The organism is [Clostridium] innocuum (genome assembly GCA_012317185.1).
Lineage (GTDB): Bacteria > Bacillota_I > Bacilli_A > Erysipelotrichales > Erysipelotrichaceae > Clostridium_AQ > Clostridium_AQ innocuum.
The window spans coordinates 2,299,759-2,322,004 of the sequence record CP048838.1 but is presented as its reverse complement, the minus strand read 5'-3'; the positions used below and the strand labels follow the sequence as shown (position 1 = coordinate 2,322,004).

The window sequence follows — 22,246 nt, the reverse complement described above, 5'->3', positions numbered from 1 at the left end:
ATGATAGCACGCCTGCGGGCGGTGATGCTCAATTCCGAAATAAAAGAAGACCTGACAAGTTATCAACGCTCTGCCGGGTCTTTTTCTATAGGATAAGCCTTTTCACGCTGTGTTAAATATTTCAAAACATGAAACATGCTATGTGAAGCTAGCTGAAATCACCGAGCAGCTCATGATGGAACTCATCCAGCAATTCGTTGATCTGCATCAGAGAATACTGCTTGCTGATGCCGAAAATCAATATCGCATCCCGCTGCTGCTTGGCATACAGATGGTTATGATGTGCCACGGTCAACAGACGGTTGGTTTCCTCTAGATTCAGCTTCATAGCTATAGCAAGCTGCAGAATCTTATCTCGACCGGCCTGCTTGCTCCCCTGAAATATCTGATAGGCATAGGTTCTTGGAATCTGGGCATCCCGAATGATATCGGACTTCTCCAAATCCTTTTCCAACAGGATTTCATTGATGTAATCCACAAAGGATACATCACGGATTTCTTTTAAAATACGATCTTTCTCCAGCGCGCCGGCCTTCTTCAGGATATCTTCCAAATCCTTCGTTTTCTGTTTCTGCATACAATCACCAGATATTATGATATAATCAAATCACGATTATTGCAAGCTAAAGGAGAATTTATGCGTCTGGATTTATTAGAGGATATATGTACATTGTCCGAAACGGAAGAAAAAACAGTGCAGCTGGTGAAAAACTGTCTGGATCAGAAATTTTACATTAAGAAGATAATGCGGGACTGTGCGGAGCTGCAGATTTACCGTCAGCTGATGCAGCATCCCCATCCCGGCATTCCGATGCTGTATGAAGCGACGCGCAGAGGGGAAACGTGCATCCTTGTAGAGGAATTCATCAATGGAACGACACTGGAGTACGTGCTGAGTGAGCGATCACTTGATGATGCGGCTATTCATCATATCATGCAGCAGCTGCTGTCTGCGGTTGAGCATCTTCACAGTCTGCAGCCGCCGGTTATTCATCGGGATATCAAGCCGGGAAATATCATGGTGCTGGAGCATCTGGAGATACGGCTGATTGATTTTGAAATTGCACGGGTTTTCAAGCAGGATAAAAATCGCGATACCCGTGTGATGGGGAGTGCCGGTTATGCTTCACCGGAGCAGTACGGGTTTCATCAAAGTGACTGCCGCAGTGATATATACGCCATCGGAGCGGTCTTAAAAACGATGGTACAAAAGGATGTAACGGCAAAGGATATCCACAGTCCGTTTCAGCACATCATTGAAACCTGTATGCAGCTGGATCCAGATAAACGCTATCAAAGTGTTGGCGAGCTGCAAAAGGCGCTTGGATATTGCGAGGAGAAGTCTCTGCCGCACGCTTCCGTTTCTGTCTTACTGACGCAGCTGCCGGGTATACGAAGGGATTCCGCTGCAAAGCGGCTGCTGTTTCTTGCATATTACGGGCTTTGTATAATTCTGGGAGCATCGATGACCGTGACCCCTCCGCCATCCCCGTATTCACTGATCTGTCAGAGAATCGCCTTTGGTTTATGCCTGGCGATCATCCCGGCAATTACGGTAAATGCAGGGAATGTTCGGGAGCTGCTTCCGCTTCAGGATCATGGACGGACATCCATACGCTTCTTCAAAGGTGCGATTCTGTGGTTTCTCTGTGCGTTTATCATAATCAGTCTGCTGGTGATTCTGGCAGCCATACTGGAAAGTCTGCTGTAAGCATACCAAAGCTTTCCGGTTTTTTTATATAATTCTGTTCGTGATAAAGAGGGAAGCGTGCAAATGAGATTAGAAGTATATGATGATGTTGCTATGCTGTTTCACAGTGATGAAAAGGATATCCTGCTTGTTCAGCACATGATAGAAAACCTGTTCTTTGTGAAAAAGGTCGTTCGTGCAAAGCTGGATCTTTCTTTGTATCAGCTGCTGCAGAGCCATCCGTATGAATATCTTGCCAATGTGATTGATTTCAGCTACAGTCATGAAAAGACAATTCTGATAGAGGAGTTTGTAAATGGATGTACACTGGAATATAAGCTCAGTCAAAGAAGGCTGCCGGTTGAGGAGTGCATCGGGATCATGCTCCAGCTGTTTGCGGTTGTGGGGCATCTGCATGCACAGACACCACCGATCATTCATCGGGATATCAAGCCGGATAACATTCTGATCGATAAGGGACATGTGGTGCTGATCGATTTTGAGATTGCGAAGCTGATGACAACGCGCAAGGATGTTCTACGTACCGGAAGTGTCGGCTATGCAGCGCCGGAGCAGTATTACGGCTTATCCGATCAACAAAGTGATATTTATTCCATGGGAATTCTGCTGAAGGAATTGTGTGCACATACGGCATGGAGGAATAACGAAGCGGATATCTTTCTCACCATCATACGGAAAAGCGCAGCTAAAAGACAGGAGGAACGCTACCTGACGATATCGCAGATGCAGAATGATTTTATCATAACATGCCGAAGCTGCAGCTCTACAGCAAAGTATGCTGAAAGCATACCAATGCAAAAAGAACAGAAGGTATAATAAAATCATTCCAAAATACAGGATGAGAAAACTGGAGGGACCTATGAAAAAATTAAAGAAATGGCAGATTGTACTTATCGTAATTCTTGCGCTCGGTGTCATTGGAGTACTAGCAGGCGGAGGAGATGAGGAAAAGAAAAACGGCGAGCCGGCAGCAGAGAAAACCGACAACAAAAAGAAAGAAGACAAAAAGAAGGAGCCGAAAGAGAAAACCTATGGTATCAAGGATACGCTGAAGGTAGGCGATGTGGAATACACAGTGAACGGCATTGAAACTACGGATACGATTGGCGATGAGTATCTGAATCAGAAAGCACAGGAAACCTATCTAATTGTTTCGGTTACCGTGAAAAACAACGGAGATGATGCTTTGAGTGTACTGGACAGCTTCTTTAAGCTGAAAAAGGGAGACAAGACCTACAATACAGATTCTACAGCTATTATGTATCTGGGAGATGAAAGCATTTTTGCCAAGGAAATCAATCCGGATGCTTCTTTAAAGGGTAAAATCGTGTTCGATGTAACCAAGGCGACGATTGATGATAAAAATCTGCAGCTGCAGGTACAGACCGGAGCATGGGGCACGGAAAAGGGGCTGATCAATCTTCATTAGACAGATATCGGCTCAGGCAAAAAGAACTGTCGCATATGCGACGGTTTTTCTTTTCCCCGCTGGTTGTTTGGCTGGCTTTTTTTTATGGGATACGGTATGATTAAGGTATATTCGGGAGGTAGATGTTATGCGATTGGTATCATGGAATGTAAATGGAATCCGCGCCTGTATGCAAAAGGGCTTTATGGATTTCTTTAAGGAAATAGATGCAGATGTATTCTGTATTCAGGAAACGAAGATGCAGCCCGGACAGCTGGAAATCGAAACACCGGGCTACTATCAGTATATGAACAGTGCAGAGAAAAAGGGGTATAGCGGAACCATGGTGTTTTCCAAGCAGAAGCCGCTCTCCGTGACGTATGGTCTTGGAATTGAGGAGCACGATCATGAAGGGCGGGTCATTACCTGTGAGTACGAGGATTTTTATCTGGTTTGTGTATATACCCCTAATTCCAAGGACGGCTTACTGCGTTTGGATTACCGCATGGTCTGGGAGGATGCGTTTCGTGCCTATCTGCACAAGCTGAACGAAACAAAAAGTGTGCTGGTGTGCGGTGATTTGAATGTCGCACATAAGGAAATCGATTTAAAGAATCCAAAGACAAACCGCAGAAATGCAGGCTTCACGGATGAGGAACGCGGTAAGATGAGTGTTTTGCTGGAAAGCGGCTTTATCGATTCCTTTCGATATCTGTATCCGGAGCAGGAGGGGATTTATTCCTGGTGGAGCTATCGGTTCAAAGCCCGTGAAAAGAATGCAGGGTGGCGGATTGACTATTTCCTGGTTTCCGAGGATGCGAAGGAGGCTATTCGGGAAGCAAGGATTCACACGGATATCTATGGCAGTGATCACTGCCCGGTATCTCTTGAATTTGATAAGAAGGCTGTCTAGGACAGCCTTTTACATTCCCTGTTGAAAAGGAGGCTGCAAACCACAGGATACACTCTGGCGGCTGCCTCTTTTTTTCATATATACAGGCTGTACTTTTATCTGGATCTGGGTGTGCATGGATTCGCTGAACGCTTTTGTAGTTGTAAAATACGGAAGATTATGTTATGATAATTATAAGAAAAATAAGAATTATAAGAAAAGAGGGAAACTATGGATTTCTCAAATAAACTATATGTTTATGTGGATGCTGCAGCTTTGCAGGATCCGCAGGCGGAGCATTTCATGGAGGTACTGACAAAGCAGTATCGTCAGATAATTTTGTTTGTGGAGAATGTTTGGGAGGAGGAAACACTGAAGCAGCTTCCTGCCTATGGATATATCTGCCGCACCGTTTATGGGCCGGATTTGCAAAGCGTTCTGGAAAAGGACCGTGCAAGGCGTTCTCCGGATAAGACCAAGCATATTCTTTTTATCACAAGGTCAGCACAGACACTGCATGGAATCAGTGTGCTTTGTCTTGAGAAGATGGGACTGGAGCAGATCCTTTTGGAAAAGCTGCAAAATGAGAAAAAGCGCAGAACGGTGATTGCCGGTATCTGCATGGGCTGTGTTGTATATTTTGCTGTATACTTTATCATGCTGGATAAGCTGCCGCTATGGATGCGGGATGGAGGAATCGCGTTTCTGCTGTGTCTGCTTCCGGCGGAGCTGCTGATTTTGACGCTTCTATACGGTTTGTGCAAACGGGTGATTCCCTTTGATACCATCTTTGAATTTTTTGATATGTTCGGATGAAGGCGGTACATAGTGATTCTCTATTTTATAGGAATAATAGAACCGAAAATAAGAGGAAACAGATACTGTGAAGCAGAAAACGTGACATAAAAGATAACATAAATGATTGTATAAAAGATAAGATATAAGGAAGAGAAAGGCTCTGGACGACATGCTTTCTGACGGTTGTTTTCTGCTTCATAAGGGGGCTTAACACAGCAGGAGCTGTGGACAGCCGTTTGAAAGGCAGACTGTATATTGCAGCCTTGCTGCCTTGTTTTGCTAATAGAAAACGGAAATACCGGATGGTTCTGTATCAGCAGGTTAGCGCCTCTGTTACATCTGAGCGTGCAGAATTCCCGGAGTCTATGAATACACTGCTTTAAAAGGTGAAATTACACCTCTTTTCCTCCCTTATTTCCGATGATTTTTCAAAACAGGGTAAGCACACAGTGGATTTCCACTGTTTTTATTTGTCCAGTCATGATAAAATAAGTGCGGTGATGAAAATGATAGCATTTATTAAGGGAATCATTCACAGCTACAGCAATGATTCTTTGATTATTGAAAACAATGGCATCGGCTACCGGGTCTATGTTGCCAATCCGATGGCAGTCCGGCTTAATGCCGAAGTGATTTTATATACCTATCAGCACGTACGCGAGGATGCGATCACGCTGTTCGGGTTTACCACGATGGAGGAGCATGATCTGTTTCTGCAGCTGATCAGTGTCAAGGGTGTCGGTCCGAAGACGGCCCTGGGAATGCTGGGCGTTTGTCCTGCCAGGAACATGATTGCGGCAATCGAAAGCAATGATGTAAAAACATTGAAGGGACTGCCGGGCATCGGTGCGAAAACCGCCAGTCAGATTGTTCTGGATCTGAAGGGGAAGCTCGTGGAAGAGGTTACGGAGCTGGAAGTTAAGGAAAATGAACAGCTGCTGGATGCGTTGGAAGCATTGAAGGCACTGGGCTATAAGAATGCGGAGCTGAACAGTATCAAGAAGGAGTTGGGTACTCTGGAAGCGATGACGAGCGACCAGTATATCCGAAAGGGGCTTGGCATTCTGGCGAAGAGAAAAGGAGTCTAGCAAATGGAGAGAATTTTATCAAATGAATCGCAGAGTATGGATGAGGAAGCATCCCTGCGCCCCCAGAGTCTGCGTGAATATATCGGACAGCGACAGCTGAAGGAAAACCTGTCGGTGTTTATTGAGGCCGCAAAGCAGCGTAATGAGGCGCTGGATCACGTTTTGCTGTACGGACCTCCCGGACTGGGAAAAACAACTCTGTCCTATATACTGGCGAATGAAATGGGTGGCAGCATTAAGACAACGAGCGGACCCTCGATTGAAAAGGGCGGAGATCTGGCAGCCATACTGTCAACACTGGAGCCCGGGGATGTTTTATTTATCGATGAGATCCACAGGCTGCCCAAGCAGGTCGAAGAAATATTGTATCCTGCCATGGAGGACTACTGTATCGACATCGTTGTGGGAAAGGACAGTGCAACCACCAGAAGCATACGGCTGGAGCTGCCGCCCTTCACGCTTGTCGGGGCCACGACACGTGCCGGTGATCTGACTGCACCGCTGCGTGATCGTTTCGGTATCGTTTCCCAGCTGGAATTTTATGAGCTTGCGGAGCTGCAGCAGATCATTTCCAGAACCTCCCGCGTCATGGATACGGAAATCGAGGAAGAGGCTGTGCTGGAAATTGCACTGCGCTCCCGTGGCACACCGCGAATTGCAAACCGTCTGTTTCGCCGTGTGCGTGATTTTGCGACTGTTATGAACGATGGCATCATCAGTAAGCAGATTGCCGAAATGGCACTGGATAAATTAAAGGTCGACCATCTTGGATTAGATAATGTCGACCATAAGTATCTGAAGGGAATCATTGAGCGCTTTCGGGGAGGACCGGTTGGTCTGGAAGCGCTGGCCAGCAGCATCGGAGAAGAAACAATGACGCTGGAGGATGTGTATGAGCCATATCTTCTGCAAATCGGCTTTATCAACCGCACACCGCGCGGACGCGTTGTGACGGAGAAGGCCTATCGCCATTTGGGTTATGATCTGCGGGAGGGCCTGTTTTTACACACGGATTGATTCATCCCTTATGCGTGCGTGAGAACGCAATGACGGCAGCTGCGATATACACAAGCGCCTTACTGAGGTTTTCGAGCAGTGCAGGCAGTGAAAAGCCGGACAGCAGCAGGGAAAGCAGAAAGAATACAGCGGCAACAGGAAGCGCATGAAACAGCGCTTTTTTATTTACGCCGATTCCCAGCAATGCTCCGCCTGCTCCATAGGCGATGATACCGCCGATCCAGTTCAAAATGTGAAAAGTCGAAGTCGATACTGCATGAAAATAGTATAAAGCAGCAAATACAAGAGAGAATAACAATGTGAGCGCAAGCAGTACGGCTATGGAGCGCACATAGGTCTGTAGTTTGGATTTCATAAGTGGTCACCTCAGTCTACTGTATGAAATTCACGTACAAACTATGCAGGAAAGGATGGTTTAATGCAGGAATATATAAATCTGATGGTGAAGTGCTTTATCGTATATTTTGTGATAATCTTTGCCCTTCGCATCATGGGAAAGCGGGAAGTTGGAGAGCTTTCGGTCTTTGATATCGTAATTTATCTGGTTATGAGTGAGCTGCTGGCAATCTCCATTACAGATGCGCATGAAAGCATCCTGAAATCACTCGTTCCGATTTTTACGTTGGCTTTTTTGCAAATCGTGATATCCTGGGTGCTTTTGAAAAGTAAAAAAACCAGAGATATATTTGACGGTAAGAATGCGATTCTGATTCATAACGGACATATCAATCAGAGCATTATGAAGAGGGAACGCTACAACATTGATGATCTGATGTCACAGATTCGCAGCAAGGATCTGTGTACACCGGATGAGGTTGCCTTTGCGGTGCTGGAGAACAACGGACAGCTCTCCATTCTGCCGAAAAACAAATGCAAGGTGAAGCACCCCGATCCTCTAATCAGTGATGGAACGATCAACAAAAAAGCACTGCAGGATCTTTCAAGAGATGAGGAATGGCTGAAAAACGCCCTGAGGAACGAGGGCGTGGAGAGCGTGGATGATGTGTTTTTGTGTATTTATCAAAACAACGGCATGTTTGTCATCAAAAAGGAAATGAATTCCAAGGACACCTTCTTTTAATTGTTTTTGAAGGCAATGAACAGGCGCACAGCGTGCATGGTGGTAGTGATAAGCATTCCGGCTGTCAGTGCAATGGGCAAGGAGGCCTCCATGCAGGTTCTTGTTAGAAGCAGAACACATAAAATTCGTACCAGAGAGCCGCTCAGGGTGTCTGCGACGGTCTGCTTGCTTAAGGATAAGGCATGGAGCATGCTGGACAGGGGAGGCTGCAGGGAATACAGTGCAAACGGGATGGCCAGCTGCTTGAGCAGCAGGGCACCGTGGGTGTTGTGATAAAACAGATAAAGCAGCTGCTCCGGAAACAGATAGCAGATCACACTGCAGCCCAGACCGACCAGAAAGCAGCAGCCGATGATCATCGAAAAGAGGCGGCGTGCATGATCGTAATAGCCTCTGGAATAGGAATAGGTGAAGGATGGCAATAGAAAATTGCTTAGTGTTACGGTGATAAAGCTTGGCATGGTGATAATGGGTAATACATAGCCGTTGAGCTGTCCATAGGCGCCTACCATGGCGGCGGATGCTGCCGTACCAAGACCCAGCACCATGACGATCGGCTCCATGAAGTAGGTCAAAGAGCCGATAAGACGGCTTCCTGTCATCGGTATGGATACCATCAGCACCTCATCAAACTGTCGGCGGTTCAAATCGCTGAACAAACGCGGAATCCTGGAAAGGGTTCTTTTTTGTCTGCGCAGGGAGAGCAGCATAAACAATGCGCTGCATGCCTCGCCAACACTGACAGACAGCATCGCCATACGGGCCATGGTGATCGCGTCGGTAAAGGGGTGCAGATAGAAAACCACAAATAGAAACAGGATACGGCTGCCCTCTTCAAACAGCTGGGAGGAGGTTGCCTGCACGTGGTGCTGCAATCCGAACAGATATCCCTTCAGGATACCGGACAGGGATACCAGTGGAATCAATGGTATGATGGCATACAGGACAGGCAGGATTTCCTTCTGCTTGAGGATGTGGGTGGCAAGAAAGGGAAGCACGAGCAGAAAGGTTAAAATAATAACGGCGTTATTCAACAAAGAAAGAATCACGCTGACCTTCAGCGGCTGATGCGGATGGTCACTTTGTGCAATCACCTTGGATAAAGCCCCCGGAATCCCCATCTGTGCCAGGGTGATGAAAAAGACCATGGTCGGTGCTGCCAGAGTATAATAGTTCATGGCCGAGGGACTCAGGGTTCTGGCAAGCATGATGCGCACGATGAAAGAAAGAGCCTTGGCTATCACGGAAACAATTACCAGAATCACAGTAGACTGCAGTACGGTTTTCTTCAAATAAATCACTCCAATCCAGCTTGCAGATCATGAAAAAAATTGGCGATGTAATGATTTTAAAAAACAAAGTACGGATTCGGGATAAAAAAATACATTGCTTTCATTCATAATTGAAGCTATAATAATGTTTATGATATTAAGGAGGAGCTTATGAGTGGTCAAAGTGAAATCGAAGATAAATACATAAAACTTGCTATTGCTTTGAAAACAAATCAGTTGAAACGAGAAGAGTTATCTTCCTTGACATATCAGCATGTAGAAAGCTCGTTGAAGGAGCATTGGCGCTTTCGCAAGCCCGGAAGCATCCATGAGGCGGTGGAGGATATCCAGCAGCTAAGTGCAAGCGATGTGGTGGCCTATCTGTCCACACAGGCAGTGATTATGGGCTCCCGTATGAACCTCAACGACTTTGATGATTTATTTGGAGGAGATAAACAATGAAGAAATCACGTCTCGTGGTCTTTGTGATAACCGTGTTGACCATACTGACACTGATTGTGACCTGTACCCCATCCGTTCGCAAGAATATGAAGCTGGGGCTGGATTTACAGGGTGGCTTTGAAATTCTGTATGAAGTGAGTCCACTGGAGGGTAAGAAGCTTCCTTCCATGACAGCTGTCGCAAAATCAGTAGAAAAACGTGTCGATGTTCTGGGTGTCAATGAACCGGAAATCACAGTGGAAGGCGACAATCGTATCCGTGTGCAGCTTGCCGGTGTAAAAAATGCCGATCAGGCAAGAAGAGTCATCTCTTCAACTGCCAATCTGACATTCCGTGATGTCAATGACAACCTGCTGATGGATTCCACCGTTTTGCAGGAAGGCGGAGCCAGTGTGATGTACGACAATTACGGCAAGCCGATCGTCAGCCTGAAGCTGTCTGATCAGAAGAAATTTTATGAAGTTACACAGAAGGTTTCCCAGATGGGAAGCGGCAATAATCTGATGGTTGCCTGGCTGGATTTTAATCCGGATACCGATTCCTATGCCAAGGAAAAGAACCAGGAAAATCCAAAATTCATCTCTGCCGCCACTGTTAGTGAGGGAATCAATTCCACTAGTGCGCAGATTAGCGGAAGCTTCACCAAGGAGGAGGCAACCGAGCTGAAGGATCTGATCAACTCCGGTTCGCTGCCTGTGAAAATGAGTGAGAAATACAGCAATGCGGTGACTGCCGATTACGGTATCAACGCCTTCAGTGAAACCATGCTGGCTGGCGGCATCGGTATCGCACTGATCATGCTGTTCATGATTCTGTACTACCGTCTGCCGGGTCTGATTTCCGCAGTCACGCTGGCAACCTATGTCTTTATCGTGTTCCTCATCTATAATGCCATGGGCGCAGTCTTTACCCTGTCGGGTATTGCGGCCCTCGTGCTTGGTGTCGGTATGGCGGCCGATTCCAACATTCTGACATTTGAGCGAATCAAGGACGCGCTGTATTCCGGACGAAGTGTAAAGACCGCCTTTTATGAGGGAAGCTCCAAGTCCTTTATAACGATTTTCGATGCGCAGGTCACAACCTTTATCTGTGCGCTGATTCTGTATATGATGGGTACGGGAAGTGTGAAGGGCTTTGCGACCATGCTGATCGTATCTACGATTTCCACCATCATCCTGATTGTCTTCGTCACAAAATTCCTGCTTTCTCTTCTGGTTGGCAGCGGTTGGCTGAATGACAAGCTGAGCTGGTTCGGCGTGAAAAAGGCTCATGTTCCGGATGTGAGCAAGGGGCAGGAGCGCTTCTATTTCGGCTTCTTCAAGAATTTTGATTTTGTTAAAAATGCAAAATACTTTATCATCGCTTCTGTGACGGTGCTTGTCATCGGTGTGGGATGTATGGCATTTCAGGGCATGAAGGGCAATGGCATTCTGAACTGGGGCATTGATTTCACCAGCGGAACCAAGCTGACGGTACAAAGCGATACGGCGATTTCCAGGGATAAGCTGAACGATCAGCTGAAGAGTCTTGGAATCAATGCAAGCAGTATTAAAATCAACGGTGAAAAGGATAATGTGGCAAATATCTTTGTGAAGGATGCCATTGATGAACATAAGATGGATACCGTAAAGGCGGGATTGAAGAAAACCTATCAGCACGATGTCAATGACAACGTGGTAACCCCGGTGATCGGGCAGGAGCTGGTGCGCAGTGCAATTCTGATCTCCATTCTGGCATGGATCGGCGTTCTGATTTATATTTCCATCCGCTTCAAGTGGGATTATGCAATCAGCGGTATTGTCGGACTGATTCATGATGTCTTCTTCGTGCTTGCGGCCTGTGCGATTTTCCGTCTGGAGGTTAATACGGAAATCATCGCCGTGCTGCTGACGGTGATCGGATATTCCATTAACAACTCGATTGTCGTCTTTGACCGTATCCGTGATGAGATGAAGGGACGCAAGCTTGCGACAACGACAAAAGCGGAATATCGTGAAATCGTAAATGAAGCGCTGCAGAGAACGGCGACAAGATCCATTCTCTCCACGCTGACAACGATTCTGCCGGTTGTGTGCCTGCTGTTCTTCGGAAGCAGTGCCATCCGTATCTTCTGTCTGGCGCTGTTCATCGGTATCGCCTGTGGTGCGGGGAGCTCCCTGTTTGTCGCAGCGCAGCTGTGGTATCAGATCCGTATCCATCAGAATCCGAAAAAGCATGTAAAAAAGAAACGCAAAAAGAAAAAGGATGAACTGGAGGAAATGATCATTCCGGGCATGAACGACTATTAAAACAACGGAGATATCTGTGACAGCAGATATCTCTTTTGCTTTCTTAAGGCAAAAGAGGAGAAAGTGTGGTATGATATTTCACGGTGATAAATATGCAGATACATAAATTACAGAGCGAACGCTCGCAACAGATACAGGAAATGCATCATGTGAGTGCCTTGTGCGCTAAGGTGCTGGCCTCCAGGGGGTTAAAGGATGAACAGATAGCTGAGCTTTTGCAGAAGCCGCAGCTGGCAGACCCGTTTACGGCAAACGGAATGCAGGAGGTTGCAAAGCGCATCTATCAGGCGAAGCAGAATAAGGAGCGAGTTATGGTATGCGGAGATTATGATGCGGACGGTATTTGCTCCACAGCGATTCTTGTGGATGCGTTGCGCCGCTATGGCATACAGGCCGGTTTTTATATACCGAACCGCTTTGCAGAGGGCTACGGTCTGCAGAAGCATACGGTGGAGCTGGCACATGAAAAGGGGTACAGCCTGCTGATCACCGTTGATAACGGCGTGAAGGCACTGGATGCGCTCACGGAGGCAAGAAACAGAGGGGTGGATGTAATCGTTACGGATCATCATGCCATGGATGAGGAATTCCCCTGTCTGTATCTGCTGCATCCGTTTCTGATGGGGGAACGCTTTGAAACATTGTCCGGAGCCGGCGTTGCGCTGGAGATTTCCCGTGCACTGCTGGGGGAGGTAAAGGAGCATGTGGTGCTGGCCTGTGTTGCCGCCATTGCCGATGTGATGCCGCTGCGTCAGGAAACAAGGGCAATTGTGCAGCTCGGACTGCAATACCTCCGTCAGGGCATCTGTCAGCCGATTCAGCTGCTGGCCAATGACCGTTATCCGAAATGGGATGAAACGCTGATCGCCTTTCAGATCGTGCCAAAGCTGAATACGACGGGACGGCTTGCGGATATTGCAAATGCCAACAATACCGTGCGGTATCTGCTGAGTACGAATCTGGAGCAGCTGCAGCATATGGCAAAGCAGATACGGGAGCTGAATGATCGCCGGAAAACGATGAGCGATGACATGGTCAAGGTGGCACGCACGCTGGTACGCCCGGAATATCGGTTTCAGCTGCTGTTTCATGACTCCTTTCATGAAGGTATGGCCGGGCTTGTGGCAGGTAAGCTTAGTGAGGAGCTGCAGCTTCCCGTCATGGTCGCCGCTCAGCGAGAGCAGATGTTTAAGGGCAGTATCCGCTCACTGGATCTGCTGGATCTGACGACCTTTTTTGATGCCTGCCGGCCTTCGCTTTCCGCTTATGGCGGTCACAAGGCGGCTGCCGGTATCGGTTTTCCTTATGAGAATAAACAAATCGTGCAGGACTATGTCAATACCCGCATGGAGGGGATTCACTTCCAACAGGAAAAAAGCTATGATGTGATTCCCATCCGTGTTCAGGAGGCTACACTGGCAGAGGTGGAGAGCCTGTCTGTGCTGGGACCTTTTGGCTGCGGCTTTGAAGAACCGCTGTTTTATCTGGAGGAAGCAAGCGTGCAGGGCTGCCGGTTGCTGGGCAACCGGGAGCATGCGAAATGGATACTGAGTGACAGCCTTGAAGCAATGTATTTTCGCTGCGGCAACGCATATGAACGCCTGCATGAGAAAAACAATGTAAATTTTATTGGAAATCTTCGAATAAATTCCTTTATGGGAAGAAAAAAAGTGAATATTTTTGTAACAGAGGCGTATTAGCTAATGCTTTTTCAGAAAGAATTTGATATAATACATGCATAAGTGCTAGGAGGCTACACACATGAATTTTAAAGATTATATTGCCAGTATTCCTGATTTTCCTCAGGAAGGGGTTTTGTTTCGTGATATAACACCGCTGATGGCGGATGGGAAGGCGTTTCAGGAGGCCTGTGATAAGGTGATTGACTTTGCCAGATCCGTGAAAGCCGACGTCATTGTCGGTCCGGAATCCCGCGGCTTTATCTTCGGCTGTCCGGTCGCCTATGAGCTGGGAATCGGATTTGTACCGGTACGCAAGCCGGGCAAGCTGCCAAGAGAAACCGTAAGCGTATCCTATGATCTGGAATACGGAAGCAATGAGCTGCATGTTCACAGGGACGGCATCAAAAAAGGACAGCGGGTGCTGATCGTGGATGATCTTCTGGCTACCGGCGGTACCGTGGATGCGACCATTCAAATCGTACAGGAGCTGGGCGGAGAGGTTGCCGGCTGTGCGTTCCTGATTGAGCTTGCGGGCTTGAAGGGCCGGGAGCATTTAAAGGATTTTAATGTATTTTCCTTAATGTCTTACGAATAATAAAAACAAAGGGGAGCTTCCCCTTTTCTTGAATGCGGGTGATACTATGGTAAGTAAGAATGTCGTGACCTTTGATGAAATGATGGTTGAGGTCAGAAAATATATCAAAAAAGAAGAAAATATCGATCTGATCACAAGAGCATATCTGTGTGCGGAGAAAAATCATACGGGGCAGTACCGCAAAAGCGGGGAGCCGTATATTATTCATGCGATACAGGTCGGCTACATACTGACGATGCTTCGTACAGGACCAAAGACGATTGCGGCAGGCTTTCTGCATGATGTGGTGGAGGACTGTGACGTTACCATTCAGGAAATGAGTGATATGTTCGGAGAGGAAGTCGCCTCTCTGGTAGAGTCGGTCACAAAAATTGGTGCCCTGAAATTCAAGGATGAAAAAGAATATCTCGCCAGCAATCATCGTAAGATATTTATTGCTATGGCAAAGGATGTTAGAGTTATACTGATCAAGCTGGCAGACCGCCTTCACAATATGCGCACACTGCAGTATATGCGTCCGGAAAAGCAGAAGAAAATAGCTTCTGAAACTCTGGAGGTCTATGCGCCGATTGCACACCGTCTCGGTATTAGTGATATCAAGAACGAGCTGGAGGATCTGTGCTTTCAGTATTTGAACAAGGAAAAATATTATGAGATTGCAAAGCTGGTAGAAAAGCGCAAGACAGAGCGTGATGAGCAGGTGCAGCGCATGATTGCCGATATCAGCTCTCTGCTGGATGCCCATCATATCGGCTATCGCATTTTTGGAAGAAGCAAGCACTTGTACAGCATCTATAAGAAAATGATGACGAAAAACAAGCGGTTTGAGGAAATTCTCGACCTGCTGGCGATCCGTATTATCACGGATACCGATACTGCCTGCTATGAAACACTGGGCTATATCCATGCAAAGTACCGACCGATTCCGGGACGCTTCAAGGACTATATCGCCATGCCGAAGGTGAATATGTACCAGTCCTTGCATACGACGATCGTTGCGGAGGATGGCAATATCTTCGAGGTGCAGATTCGTACCGAAGCGATGGATGCCGTGGCAGAGCAGGGTATTGCGGCGCACTGGCGCTATAAGGAAAACATCAATGGCGGACGCGAGGTGCATCAGAAGGAAATCGAGGAACAGCTGCACTGGTTTAAGGATTTCAGTGTCATGAGCGATGAGGTCAATGATGATGCCATGGAATACATGAATCTCTTGCAGAAGGATATTTTTGAAGCAAATGTGTATGTCATGACACCGAAGGGCAAGGTGATTGCGCTGCCCAATGGCTCCACTCCGATCGATTTTGCCTATCGCGTGCATACTGAGGTCGGACATCATACCGTAGGAGCGACCATCAACGGTGTTCTCATGCCGTTGAATACGAAGCTGAAAACCGGGGATGTTGTCAACATCCGTACCTCCAAGCAGTCGCCGGGTCCAAGTGAAGACTGGATCAAGGTCGTGAAATCGGCGCACGCCAGAAACAAAATCCGTTCCTTTTTCCAGAAGCAGGAAAGCGAACGCCGCAGCATGGATATCAAAAAGGGTGAGGAGCTGCTTGTCGAGGAGCTGAAACGGCGGAATCTGGATGCGGATACGTATACCGAGCAGAAAAAGCTGGAAAGCATTGCCGGCTCCCTAAGCTTTAATTCCTATCAGGATTTGATGTACGCAATCGGTGTGAAGCAGGTGTCGCTGCCATCGGTCATCGACCGTCTGGTGAAGCATAAGACCAGTGTTCCGCTGGATAATGAAGAGCTGGCAAAGATGTTTAACCGTCAGGAACGCAAGAAGAAGCCGTCCGCTACCGGCATCCGCATTGCCGGTATCGAGTCGATGAAAATCAGTCTTGCGGCATGCTGTGCACCGGTTCCGGGGGATGAAATTATCGGTTATATTACCAAGGGGGCAGGTGTTAAGGTACACCGTGCCGACTGCCCGAATATTATAAACGAAAAGCAGCGGCTGATTCCGGTGGAATGGGATGAGAATATCGAGCAGAAGACCTATGAGGTCAAGCTGATCGTCAAATCCACGGATCGCAATTTCCTGCTGAGTGATATTGTGACGGTCGTGTCTCAGTGCAAGGCCGGTCTGCAGCATGTGGATTCCACAGTGGAGGAGGACCGGATATCCGCGACGACGAAAATGACGGTGGTCGTAGAAAATTCCGAGCATCTACGCAGTCTGATGGCGAATCTGCAAAAGGTGAACAGTGTGAAGTCCGTCGAACGAGTGATACAGTAAGACCTTCCTAGAAGGTCTTTTTGAAAGGGAGGATGAGGCTATGCTGCACATACGACAGGCAAGAGAAGCGGACAAGCCGGCAATCGAGGCGATGTATGAAAGAAGGGTGCGTTATAATGATGCGCACGGCATCCATCAGTGGAATCCGGATGAGGTGAGCTGGGAGGCGTTTTCCAAGCTGTATACAATTGCGGATTATTATGTAGGAACCGTAAATGAAAAGGTGGTATGCGGTTTGTTCATCGTGGATGAGGATGCCCTGTACTGGTCGGACATGGAAAAGGGGACATCGCTGTATCTGCATAAAATCTGTGTGGACCCCGCTTACAGCGGAAATGGGTATGCGGATGCCATGATTCAATATTTTATTGAAAAGGGACGCGGGGAAGGCTATCCCGACGTGCGTCTGGATGTGCGCGAGCATAAGGATAAGCTTCGAAGGATGTATGAGCGAAACGGATTTCAGCTGTACAAAACAGGGCGATTTCATCCCGAATTTACAACAGCTTTATATATCTATCCGTTTGAAAAGGCCGTATAGCTTTCTATGCCGGTATCATAGCAGCTGGTGTGATTGCTGAATTTGAATTTGAAGAGGAGACTATGATGATAGCTATAATAGGTGCAAGTACGTTTTCGGTGGTAATTATCTTATCTGTTCTTTTGATATGTGGACTGCCATTGGGCGAATTAACAATGGGAGGACGATATAAGGTTTTTCCGCAAAAGCTCAGAATCGTGTTAGTGCTTCAGTTAGCACTGCAAATGTTTTTTGTAATCATAATTTTGCAAATGGGAGGGATCGTTCCTTTATGGTTTTCCCGGAATATAACAAAAATAATTTGTGTTATTATGGCGGCATATCTTTCGTTAAATACCGTTATGAATTGTATTTCAAAAAGTAAGAAAGAAAAAGTTGTTATGACACCGCTTTCGCTGATTTCAGCAATTTGCTTTTGGGTTACTGCGCTGTAAAAAACAGTGTTATTAGAATTTGCGGAGGGAAACTCATGAAGAAAGTGATAGAGATGGTAGTTTGCTGTATGCTGATCGTAACATTAGTCGGATGCAAAAACGCTGTGACAACAAATGTAAAGATTGATTATGGAACATCTGCAATCTACACAAAAGAAGATATGGATTCTGCAATAGATACTATAAAAGAAACCTTCAAATCGTTTGAGGGATGTGAGCTGTATACTCTTTCATATTCATCCGATGATGTTTGTAGGGATGAAGAAAATATTGCATGGATGAACGATTTAGAGAGAGCTAATGATAATAAGCAGATTTTTACACAATGTATTATGTTTGATAGCAGCTTTCGCTCTCCGAAAAAAGGTGGCGGGGCTTGGGAACTTAACGAGGAATATACATGGTCTTGGTGGTTAGCTCGGAGTGAAGGTGGGGAATGGAAACTAATGACTTACGGATATTAAAGAGCGACTATTTCAGCTTATCTAGCAGAATGATAAGTTGCAGAGATGAAAAACACGAAAATTATCAAAGCATCAGATAGGAATTCAATATTGACAGAGCAGCATTTCTTCATAACAGAGGAAGAAAAGTGTGTATGAAAAAATATGTGCAACAGGCATAAAAGAGATACCTTGTCCGTTATTGAAGAAAACGAAAATCAGGTCCCGAATAAGGGAAAGGCTTGGGCAGAGAATTGCTTACATACGCAATAGATAAATATTTCAGTGAATGATCTGGAGTAAATGAACAAACCCCTCTTGCAAAAGGGTTTTATGAATATATGGGATGTAAAATATGGAAAAGGACTGGTGTGATGAACAAGGCAATTCATACCCACTTCTAAATATGAAATTGATTGATGAATTCAGTGAAGAAGTGAGAAAAACAGGAATTCATAAAGAGGTTAAGAAATGAAGTATACGATTAGAGAATTAAGCTCAAATGAGTATAAGATACTGGAAGATTTTTTATATGAAGCAATATTCCTTCCAGAGGGTGTGGATTCGCCATCGAGAGATATTATAAAGCAACCTGAATTGCAGCTGTACATCAGTGAGTTTGGCAAAGAAGATGATAATGCTTTCGTTGCAGAAATTGATGGAAAAGTTGTTGGTGCAGTCTGGACTCGCATAATGAATGATTACGGACATATTGATGATCGGACTCCTTTTTTTGCAATTTCCCTATACAAGGAATATCGAGGTCTTGGAATCGGAACAGAGATGATGAGACAAATGCTTGTAGTTTTACAGGAGAAAGGGTATAGAAAGGCTTCTCTTGCTGTTCAGCAAGCAAACTATGCAGTCAGAATGTATCAACGGGTTGGTTTTGAAATTGTGGATAAGAATGAAGAAGAATATATTATGGTTTGCAATTTGAAGTAATCAAATTTCTCAAAATTCATTTATCTTATTCAGATGGGGGAATAGAGCTACTATATAGCGAAAGAGGTGTGGCTGTGAACATATTGATTCTTTATTATTCCGGTGTAGGTAACACAAAAATGGTTGCTACAAAAATATTCCATGAATTGCAAGGCTCGCATGAAGCTACTCTAGCTTCTATCGAAGATTTGTCAACGGATATAACCATAGCTGAGTATGATAGTCTGGTGATAGGTTTCCCCACCATTCACGCTGCTCCTGCATACCCATACTTACCTTTATCAAACAGATGGAGCAACTTGAAAACTCTATTCCGGCTTTCCTTTTTACAACCTGTGGATTATATTCGGCAAACACGTTAAGAATATTCGCAAAACAGTGCGAGAAGAAAAACATGATTACGATTCTAAGTAGAAGTTATCGCTGTGCTGCTACGGATGGGGTTTTACTTGCACCCGCTATACATATATGGTCATGCCATGAAAAACGATTAGACAAAAAAGTGGAGAATGATGTCAGCGTTTTTATCAGGCGTTGTAATGATCCGGTAGTTGCTGATATTCCGCGTTTTAAAATATATAGTATATTGAACTACCCCAATAAATTTTTCGGACAGCGGTTTTCTCCTCCAATATACACTCATAAACAGCATTGCGTTTTATGCGGGAAATGCGGAATACACTGCCCTGTGCAATGTATCTGTAAGGACGATGAGGGATATCCGTTGTTTGATAATGAAAAATGCATACATTGTTATAGGTGCATTCACCATTGCCCTAAAAAGGCGTTGTCATTATCCAAAAAGCGTCCTCCATTAAAAACACTGAACGATGGATGTAATTGGACGGAATAAACTTTCGTATGTGAGTTGCATAGACCAATCCAGTGTATGTAATTGGAGTAGTGGTGATAGAAAATAAAAGGAGACTGTATGAGCAGAAAAGAAGTCACAACAAAAGAAGATATCATAACGGTTATCGATATATTGGAAAATGCAGAAATAACATATTGGATTGACGGCGGCTGGGGTGTTGATATACTGGCTGGAAAGCAAACAAGAGATCATAGAGATATTGATATTAATTTTGATTCCCGATATACAGAAAAACTGTTGCATATTCTTTTTGAATACGGATATGAAATAGATACGGATTGGAAACCTGTAAGAATGGAGCTGTACAGTGAAAAATACGGATATTTGGATATACACCCATTCGTTTTGCATGAGGACGGTACCGCAAAGCAGGCGTCATTGGAGGGGGACTGGTATCAGTTTGATAAAGACCTTTTTGGCAGCTCTGTTTTTGAAGGTAGAACAATTCCCTGTATATCTGTAAAGGGACAAAAGCTCTTTTATTCAGGCTATGAATTAAGAGATAAGGACAGGCATGATATTTTGATTCTTGAACGCATGACGGAATAGGGTATCGCACCGCAAATTGCATTTTGTATGATGAGTGAGGCTTTGAAGTCATCATACGGTAGATCCTTTTGATATTGTATATTCCGGAAACACATGATGCTTCTATTATGACACAAACAGAAGAAAAAACCTCTCTTGTCATCTGAGGGGTCTTTTCACTATGAATGAAAAGCGGGCATTGCCAGGAAGATAACACCTGTCTGTAATCCTGATAACCGAAAAAATTCAGCGCTTCCTTTTTCTATACAGCATCACCTCACAGCGAAGACTGTTCCACATGCGGAAGTATTCAGTTATATAATGCCTGCATTTTTCCTTTTCTGCGGTTTTCTGCATCACATAGTCATCAAAGAATTTCCGTACCATATAGCTGGCTCTGCGCACATGAAAACAGCTGGTCACAACAATGACGTGCTTCCATGCATGTGCATCACATAGCGTTTTTGCATACAGTAGATTCTCATAAGTGTTTTTCGCCTGACGTTCCAGAAGAAGCGCTGCGCTTGGAATGCTGCATCTGATTGCATATGCCGCCATGATATCCGCTTCCGTGTAAGTGTTTCGCACACTGCCGCCACTGATCAGAATACAGCGGACCCGCTTTTCTTTATACAATGTAATTGCCGCATCCATCCGTGTTTTCTGCACACGGGACAAACTGCCGTCCTCCTCTGCCGGACTGCCAAGGACAATCGCCACATCGTATACTCGATCACTCTGTGGCCTTGGCGGGGCAGGGAAATAATGATACAGAATAAGATTTACTGCAACCACAAGCAGCACAAGTGTAAGCAGACCTGTCATGATGAGATGTACATGGGACTGTGCAGCTCGCTGTCCATGACTTCCTTTCGTTTGGATAACGGGAAGGCACAGGCGTATGCGGCAGTTGTCCGCAGAAAAATTTCCCGATGCTCCTTTGGAATCTGATGAAAGGCGGAAGCGATCGCGATTTCCTTTTGCTTCAGCTCACGCAAATACGCCCTTCCGGTATCATTGAATGCCAGAATCCGCAGAAAGGTACAGGGGGGAAGGCTGTCGATTTCCTGCTTATCCGTATGGGTCAGAATATGGGTAAGACTTCGCTGGATACTGCTGCGTGGATAACGCTGTGTGATGCATGCCTGTAGAAAGGAACCGTAGTCCATGTGCTTGCGGGCATTGCCTTGCAGCATATGCTCCATACCCTCATCCACCAGAAAGCGCTTCTTCAATTCCTCTGCCGGTGTGCTTAGCAGCAGCGTCTGCAAATAAGGATAATAGTCCTCCATGAAAACCCCTTCCTGCAAATCCTCTGCCATGGGTGTTGTATGGCTGATCGGCTTTTTCTCCTTAACGGCTCTGCGTATGGCAGTCGCAGAGCTGATGGCATGCTGAATGTCCTCATCATGGTAACCATTGGTTCGCTGTATGGCGATAGGCTGAATTGCGCTGTCCTTCAGTGCACGAAGATACGCCATTCCCAGAATATCATTACTGGCAACACGTCCATGCACCATTTCCAGCGTCTTTGCCATAGAAATACCGTTTTTTCTCTGCTTCTGATAGTGCTCGTAAGAGGTATCCGCCAGCCGGTGAAGCTGCTGCATGTCAGTTGTTTCACTGCCGAAGACCAGCGTATTGATGCCGGCCAGCTGTAGCAGCGCCACTGCCTGCCTTGCGAAGATGTCCGAACGCTGCACAACATAGGGGTAGGGAAGCTCAATCACCAGATCGCATCCCGCCTGGATCGCCGCCTTTGCACGTGTCCATTTATCAACGATGGCGCATTCACCCCGCTGTACGAAATTTCCGGACATGACCGCAAGCAGGGCATCACAGCCGGAAACTCTGCGTGCCTGCTCGATATGATAGCGATGTCCGTTATGAAACGGATTGTATTCCGTTACAATTCCACAGCTTCGCATGGTATCACCTCC

General features: G+C 46.0%; 23 protein-coding genes and 1 pseudogene. 19 read left to right on the top strand and 5 right to left on the bottom strand.

Translation table 11 applies throughout. The features are described from left to right. Positions 1–148: 148 nt before the first annotated feature. On the bottom strand, positions 149–577 hold the full coding sequence (locus G4D54_11220; protein ID QJA02977.1) for a hypothetical protein: 429 nt from the start codon (positions 575–577) through the stop codon (positions 149–151). A 60-nt stretch (positions 578–637) separates the two neighbouring features. Between G4D54_11220 and G4D54_11215 the strand changes: the two genes are divergently transcribed. The 7 genes from G4D54_11215 (at position 638) to ruvB (ending at position 6,914) form a co-directional block, all read left to right on the top strand. Next, positions 638–1,711 (top strand): serine/threonine protein kinase, encoded by a 1,074-nt coding sequence (locus tag G4D54_11215; protein ID QJA02976.1) that lies wholly within the window; start codon positions 638–640, stop codon positions 1,709–1,711. A gap of 63 nt (positions 1,712–1,774) precedes the next feature. Continuing rightward, entirely contained in the window at positions 1,775–2,527 is a 753-nt protein-coding gene (locus G4D54_11210) for a protein kinase (GenBank protein QJA02975.1), read from the top strand. A 43-nt stretch (positions 2,528–2,570) separates the two neighbouring features. After that, entirely contained in the window at positions 2,571–3,140 is a 570-nt protein-coding gene (locus G4D54_11205) for a DUF4352 domain-containing protein (GenBank protein ID QJA02974.1), read from the top strand. 127 nt (positions 3,141–3,267) lie between these two features. After that, positions 3,268–4,032 carry an exodeoxyribonuclease III gene (gene xth / locus G4D54_11200; GenBank protein ID QJA02973.1) on the top strand — a complete coding sequence of 255 codons (765 nt, stop codon included), beginning with the start codon at positions 3,268–3,270 and terminating at the stop codon, positions 4,030–4,032. A gap of 210 nt (positions 4,033–4,242) precedes the next feature. Further along, on the top strand, positions 4,243–4,827 hold the full coding sequence (locus tag G4D54_11195) for a hypothetical protein (protein ID QJA02972.1): 585 nt from the start codon (positions 4,243–4,245) through the stop codon (positions 4,825–4,827). Positions 4,828–5,315: 488 nt separating this feature from the next. Then, a complete protein-coding gene (gene ruvA / locus G4D54_11190; protein QJA02971.1) occupies positions 5,316–5,897 on the top strand; it encodes a Holliday junction branch migration protein RuvA in 582 nt (193 codons plus the stop codon). A gap of 3 nt (positions 5,898–5,900) precedes the next feature. Then, positions 5,901–6,914 carry a Holliday junction branch migration DNA helicase RuvB gene (gene ruvB / locus G4D54_11185; protein ID QJA02970.1) on the top strand — a complete coding sequence of 338 codons (1,014 nt, stop codon included), beginning with the start codon at positions 5,901–5,903 and terminating at the stop codon, positions 6,912–6,914. Position 6,915: 1 nt separating this feature from the next. On the opposite strand, the gene G4D54_11180 is transcribed toward ruvB, so the two are convergent. After that, positions 6,916–7,269: a DUF3792 family protein gene (locus G4D54_11180; protein ID QJA02969.1), complete on the bottom strand. Its 354-nt coding sequence runs from the start codon at positions 7,267–7,269 to the stop codon at positions 6,916–6,918. 63 nt (positions 7,270–7,332) lie between these two features. Here G4D54_11180 and G4D54_11175 point away from each other — a divergent pair, with 63 nt between their 5' ends. After that, a complete protein-coding gene (locus G4D54_11175) occupies positions 7,333–7,995 on the top strand; it encodes a DUF421 domain-containing protein (GenBank protein ID QJA02968.1) in 663 nt (220 codons plus the stop codon). Here the strand turns inward: G4D54_11175 and G4D54_11170 are convergent. Next, complete coding sequence (locus G4D54_11170) at positions 7,992–9,287, bottom strand: oligosaccharide flippase family protein (protein QJA02967.1); 1,296 nt, start codon at positions 9,285–9,287, stop codon at positions 7,992–7,994. The genes G4D54_11175 and G4D54_11170 overlap by 4 nt on opposite strands. A gap of 150 nt (positions 9,288–9,437) precedes the next feature. Between G4D54_11170 and G4D54_11165 the strand changes: the two genes are divergently transcribed. The 11 genes and pseudogenes from G4D54_11165 (at position 9,438) to G4D54_11115 (ending at position 20,327) form a co-directional block, all read left to right on the top strand. After that, on the top strand, positions 9,438–9,728 hold the full coding sequence (locus G4D54_11165; GenBank protein ID QJA02966.1) for a hypothetical protein: 291 nt from the start codon (positions 9,438–9,440) through the stop codon (positions 9,726–9,728). Further along, complete coding sequence (secD, locus tag G4D54_11160; GenBank protein ID QJA02965.1) at positions 9,725–12,016, top strand: protein translocase subunit SecD; 2,292 nt, start codon at positions 9,725–9,727, stop codon at positions 12,014–12,016. Before G4D54_11165 ends, secD begins: the two co-directional genes overlap by 4 nt. Positions 12,017–12,108: 92 nt before the next feature. Beyond that, positions 12,109–13,716, top strand: a complete 1,608-nt coding sequence (locus G4D54_11155) for a recombinase RecJ (protein ID QJA02964.1) — start codon at positions 12,109–12,111, stop codon at positions 13,714–13,716. Between the two features lie 61 nt (positions 13,717–13,777). Beyond that, positions 13,778–14,293, top strand: coding sequence for an adenine phosphoribosyltransferase (locus G4D54_11150; GenBank protein ID QJA02963.1), 516 nt, complete (start codon positions 13,778–13,780; stop codon positions 14,291–14,293). A gap of 46 nt (positions 14,294–14,339) precedes the next feature. Further along, on the top strand, positions 14,340–16,541 hold the full coding sequence (locus G4D54_11145) for a bifunctional (p)ppGpp synthetase/guanosine-3',5'-bis(diphosphate) 3'-pyrophosphohydrolase (GenBank protein ID QJA02962.1): 2,202 nt from the start codon (positions 14,340–14,342) through the stop codon (positions 16,539–16,541). A gap of 40 nt (positions 16,542–16,581) precedes the next feature. After that, on the top strand, positions 16,582–17,082 hold the full coding sequence (locus G4D54_11140; protein QJA02961.1) for a GNAT family N-acetyltransferase: 501 nt from the start codon (positions 16,582–16,584) through the stop codon (positions 17,080–17,082). 65 nt (positions 17,083–17,147) lie between these two features. After that, the gene (locus tag G4D54_11135) at positions 17,148–17,516 is read left to right on the top strand and encodes a hypothetical protein (GenBank protein ID QJA05189.1); all 369 of its coding nucleotides are present in this window, start codon (positions 17,148–17,150) and stop codon (positions 17,514–17,516) included. A 35-nt stretch (positions 17,517–17,551) separates the two neighbouring features. Beyond that, entirely contained in the window at positions 17,552–17,980 is a 429-nt protein-coding gene (locus G4D54_11130; GenBank protein QJA02960.1) for a hypothetical protein, read from the top strand. Positions 17,981–18,430: 450 nt separating this feature from the next. Beyond that, a complete protein-coding gene (locus tag G4D54_11125; protein QJA02959.1) occupies positions 18,431–18,904 on the top strand; it encodes a GNAT family N-acetyltransferase in 474 nt (157 codons plus the stop codon). Positions 18,905–18,978: 74 nt separating this feature from the next. Next, positions 18,979–19,757 (top strand): annotated as a pseudogene (locus G4D54_11120) (4Fe-4S binding protein). Positions 19,758–19,835: 78 nt separating this feature from the next. Beyond that, positions 19,836–20,327 carry an aminoglycoside adenylyltransferase gene (locus tag G4D54_11115; GenBank protein QJA02958.1) on the top strand — a complete coding sequence of 164 codons (492 nt, stop codon included), beginning with the start codon at positions 19,836–19,838 and terminating at the stop codon, positions 20,325–20,327. Positions 20,328–20,552: 225 nt separating this feature from the next. On the opposite strand, the gene G4D54_11110 is transcribed toward G4D54_11115, so the two are convergent. Continuing rightward, positions 20,553–21,131 carry a YdcF family protein gene (locus G4D54_11110; protein QJA02957.1) on the bottom strand — a complete coding sequence of 193 codons (579 nt, stop codon included), beginning with the start codon at positions 21,129–21,131 and terminating at the stop codon, positions 20,553–20,555. Then, positions 21,128–22,234 (bottom strand): nucleotidyltransferase family protein, encoded by a 1,107-nt coding sequence (locus G4D54_11105; GenBank protein ID QJA02956.1) that lies wholly within the window; start codon positions 22,232–22,234, stop codon positions 21,128–21,130. The genes G4D54_11110 and G4D54_11105 overlap by 4 nt, the downstream gene beginning before the upstream one ends. Between the last annotated feature and the right edge of the window lie 12 nt (positions 22,235–22,246).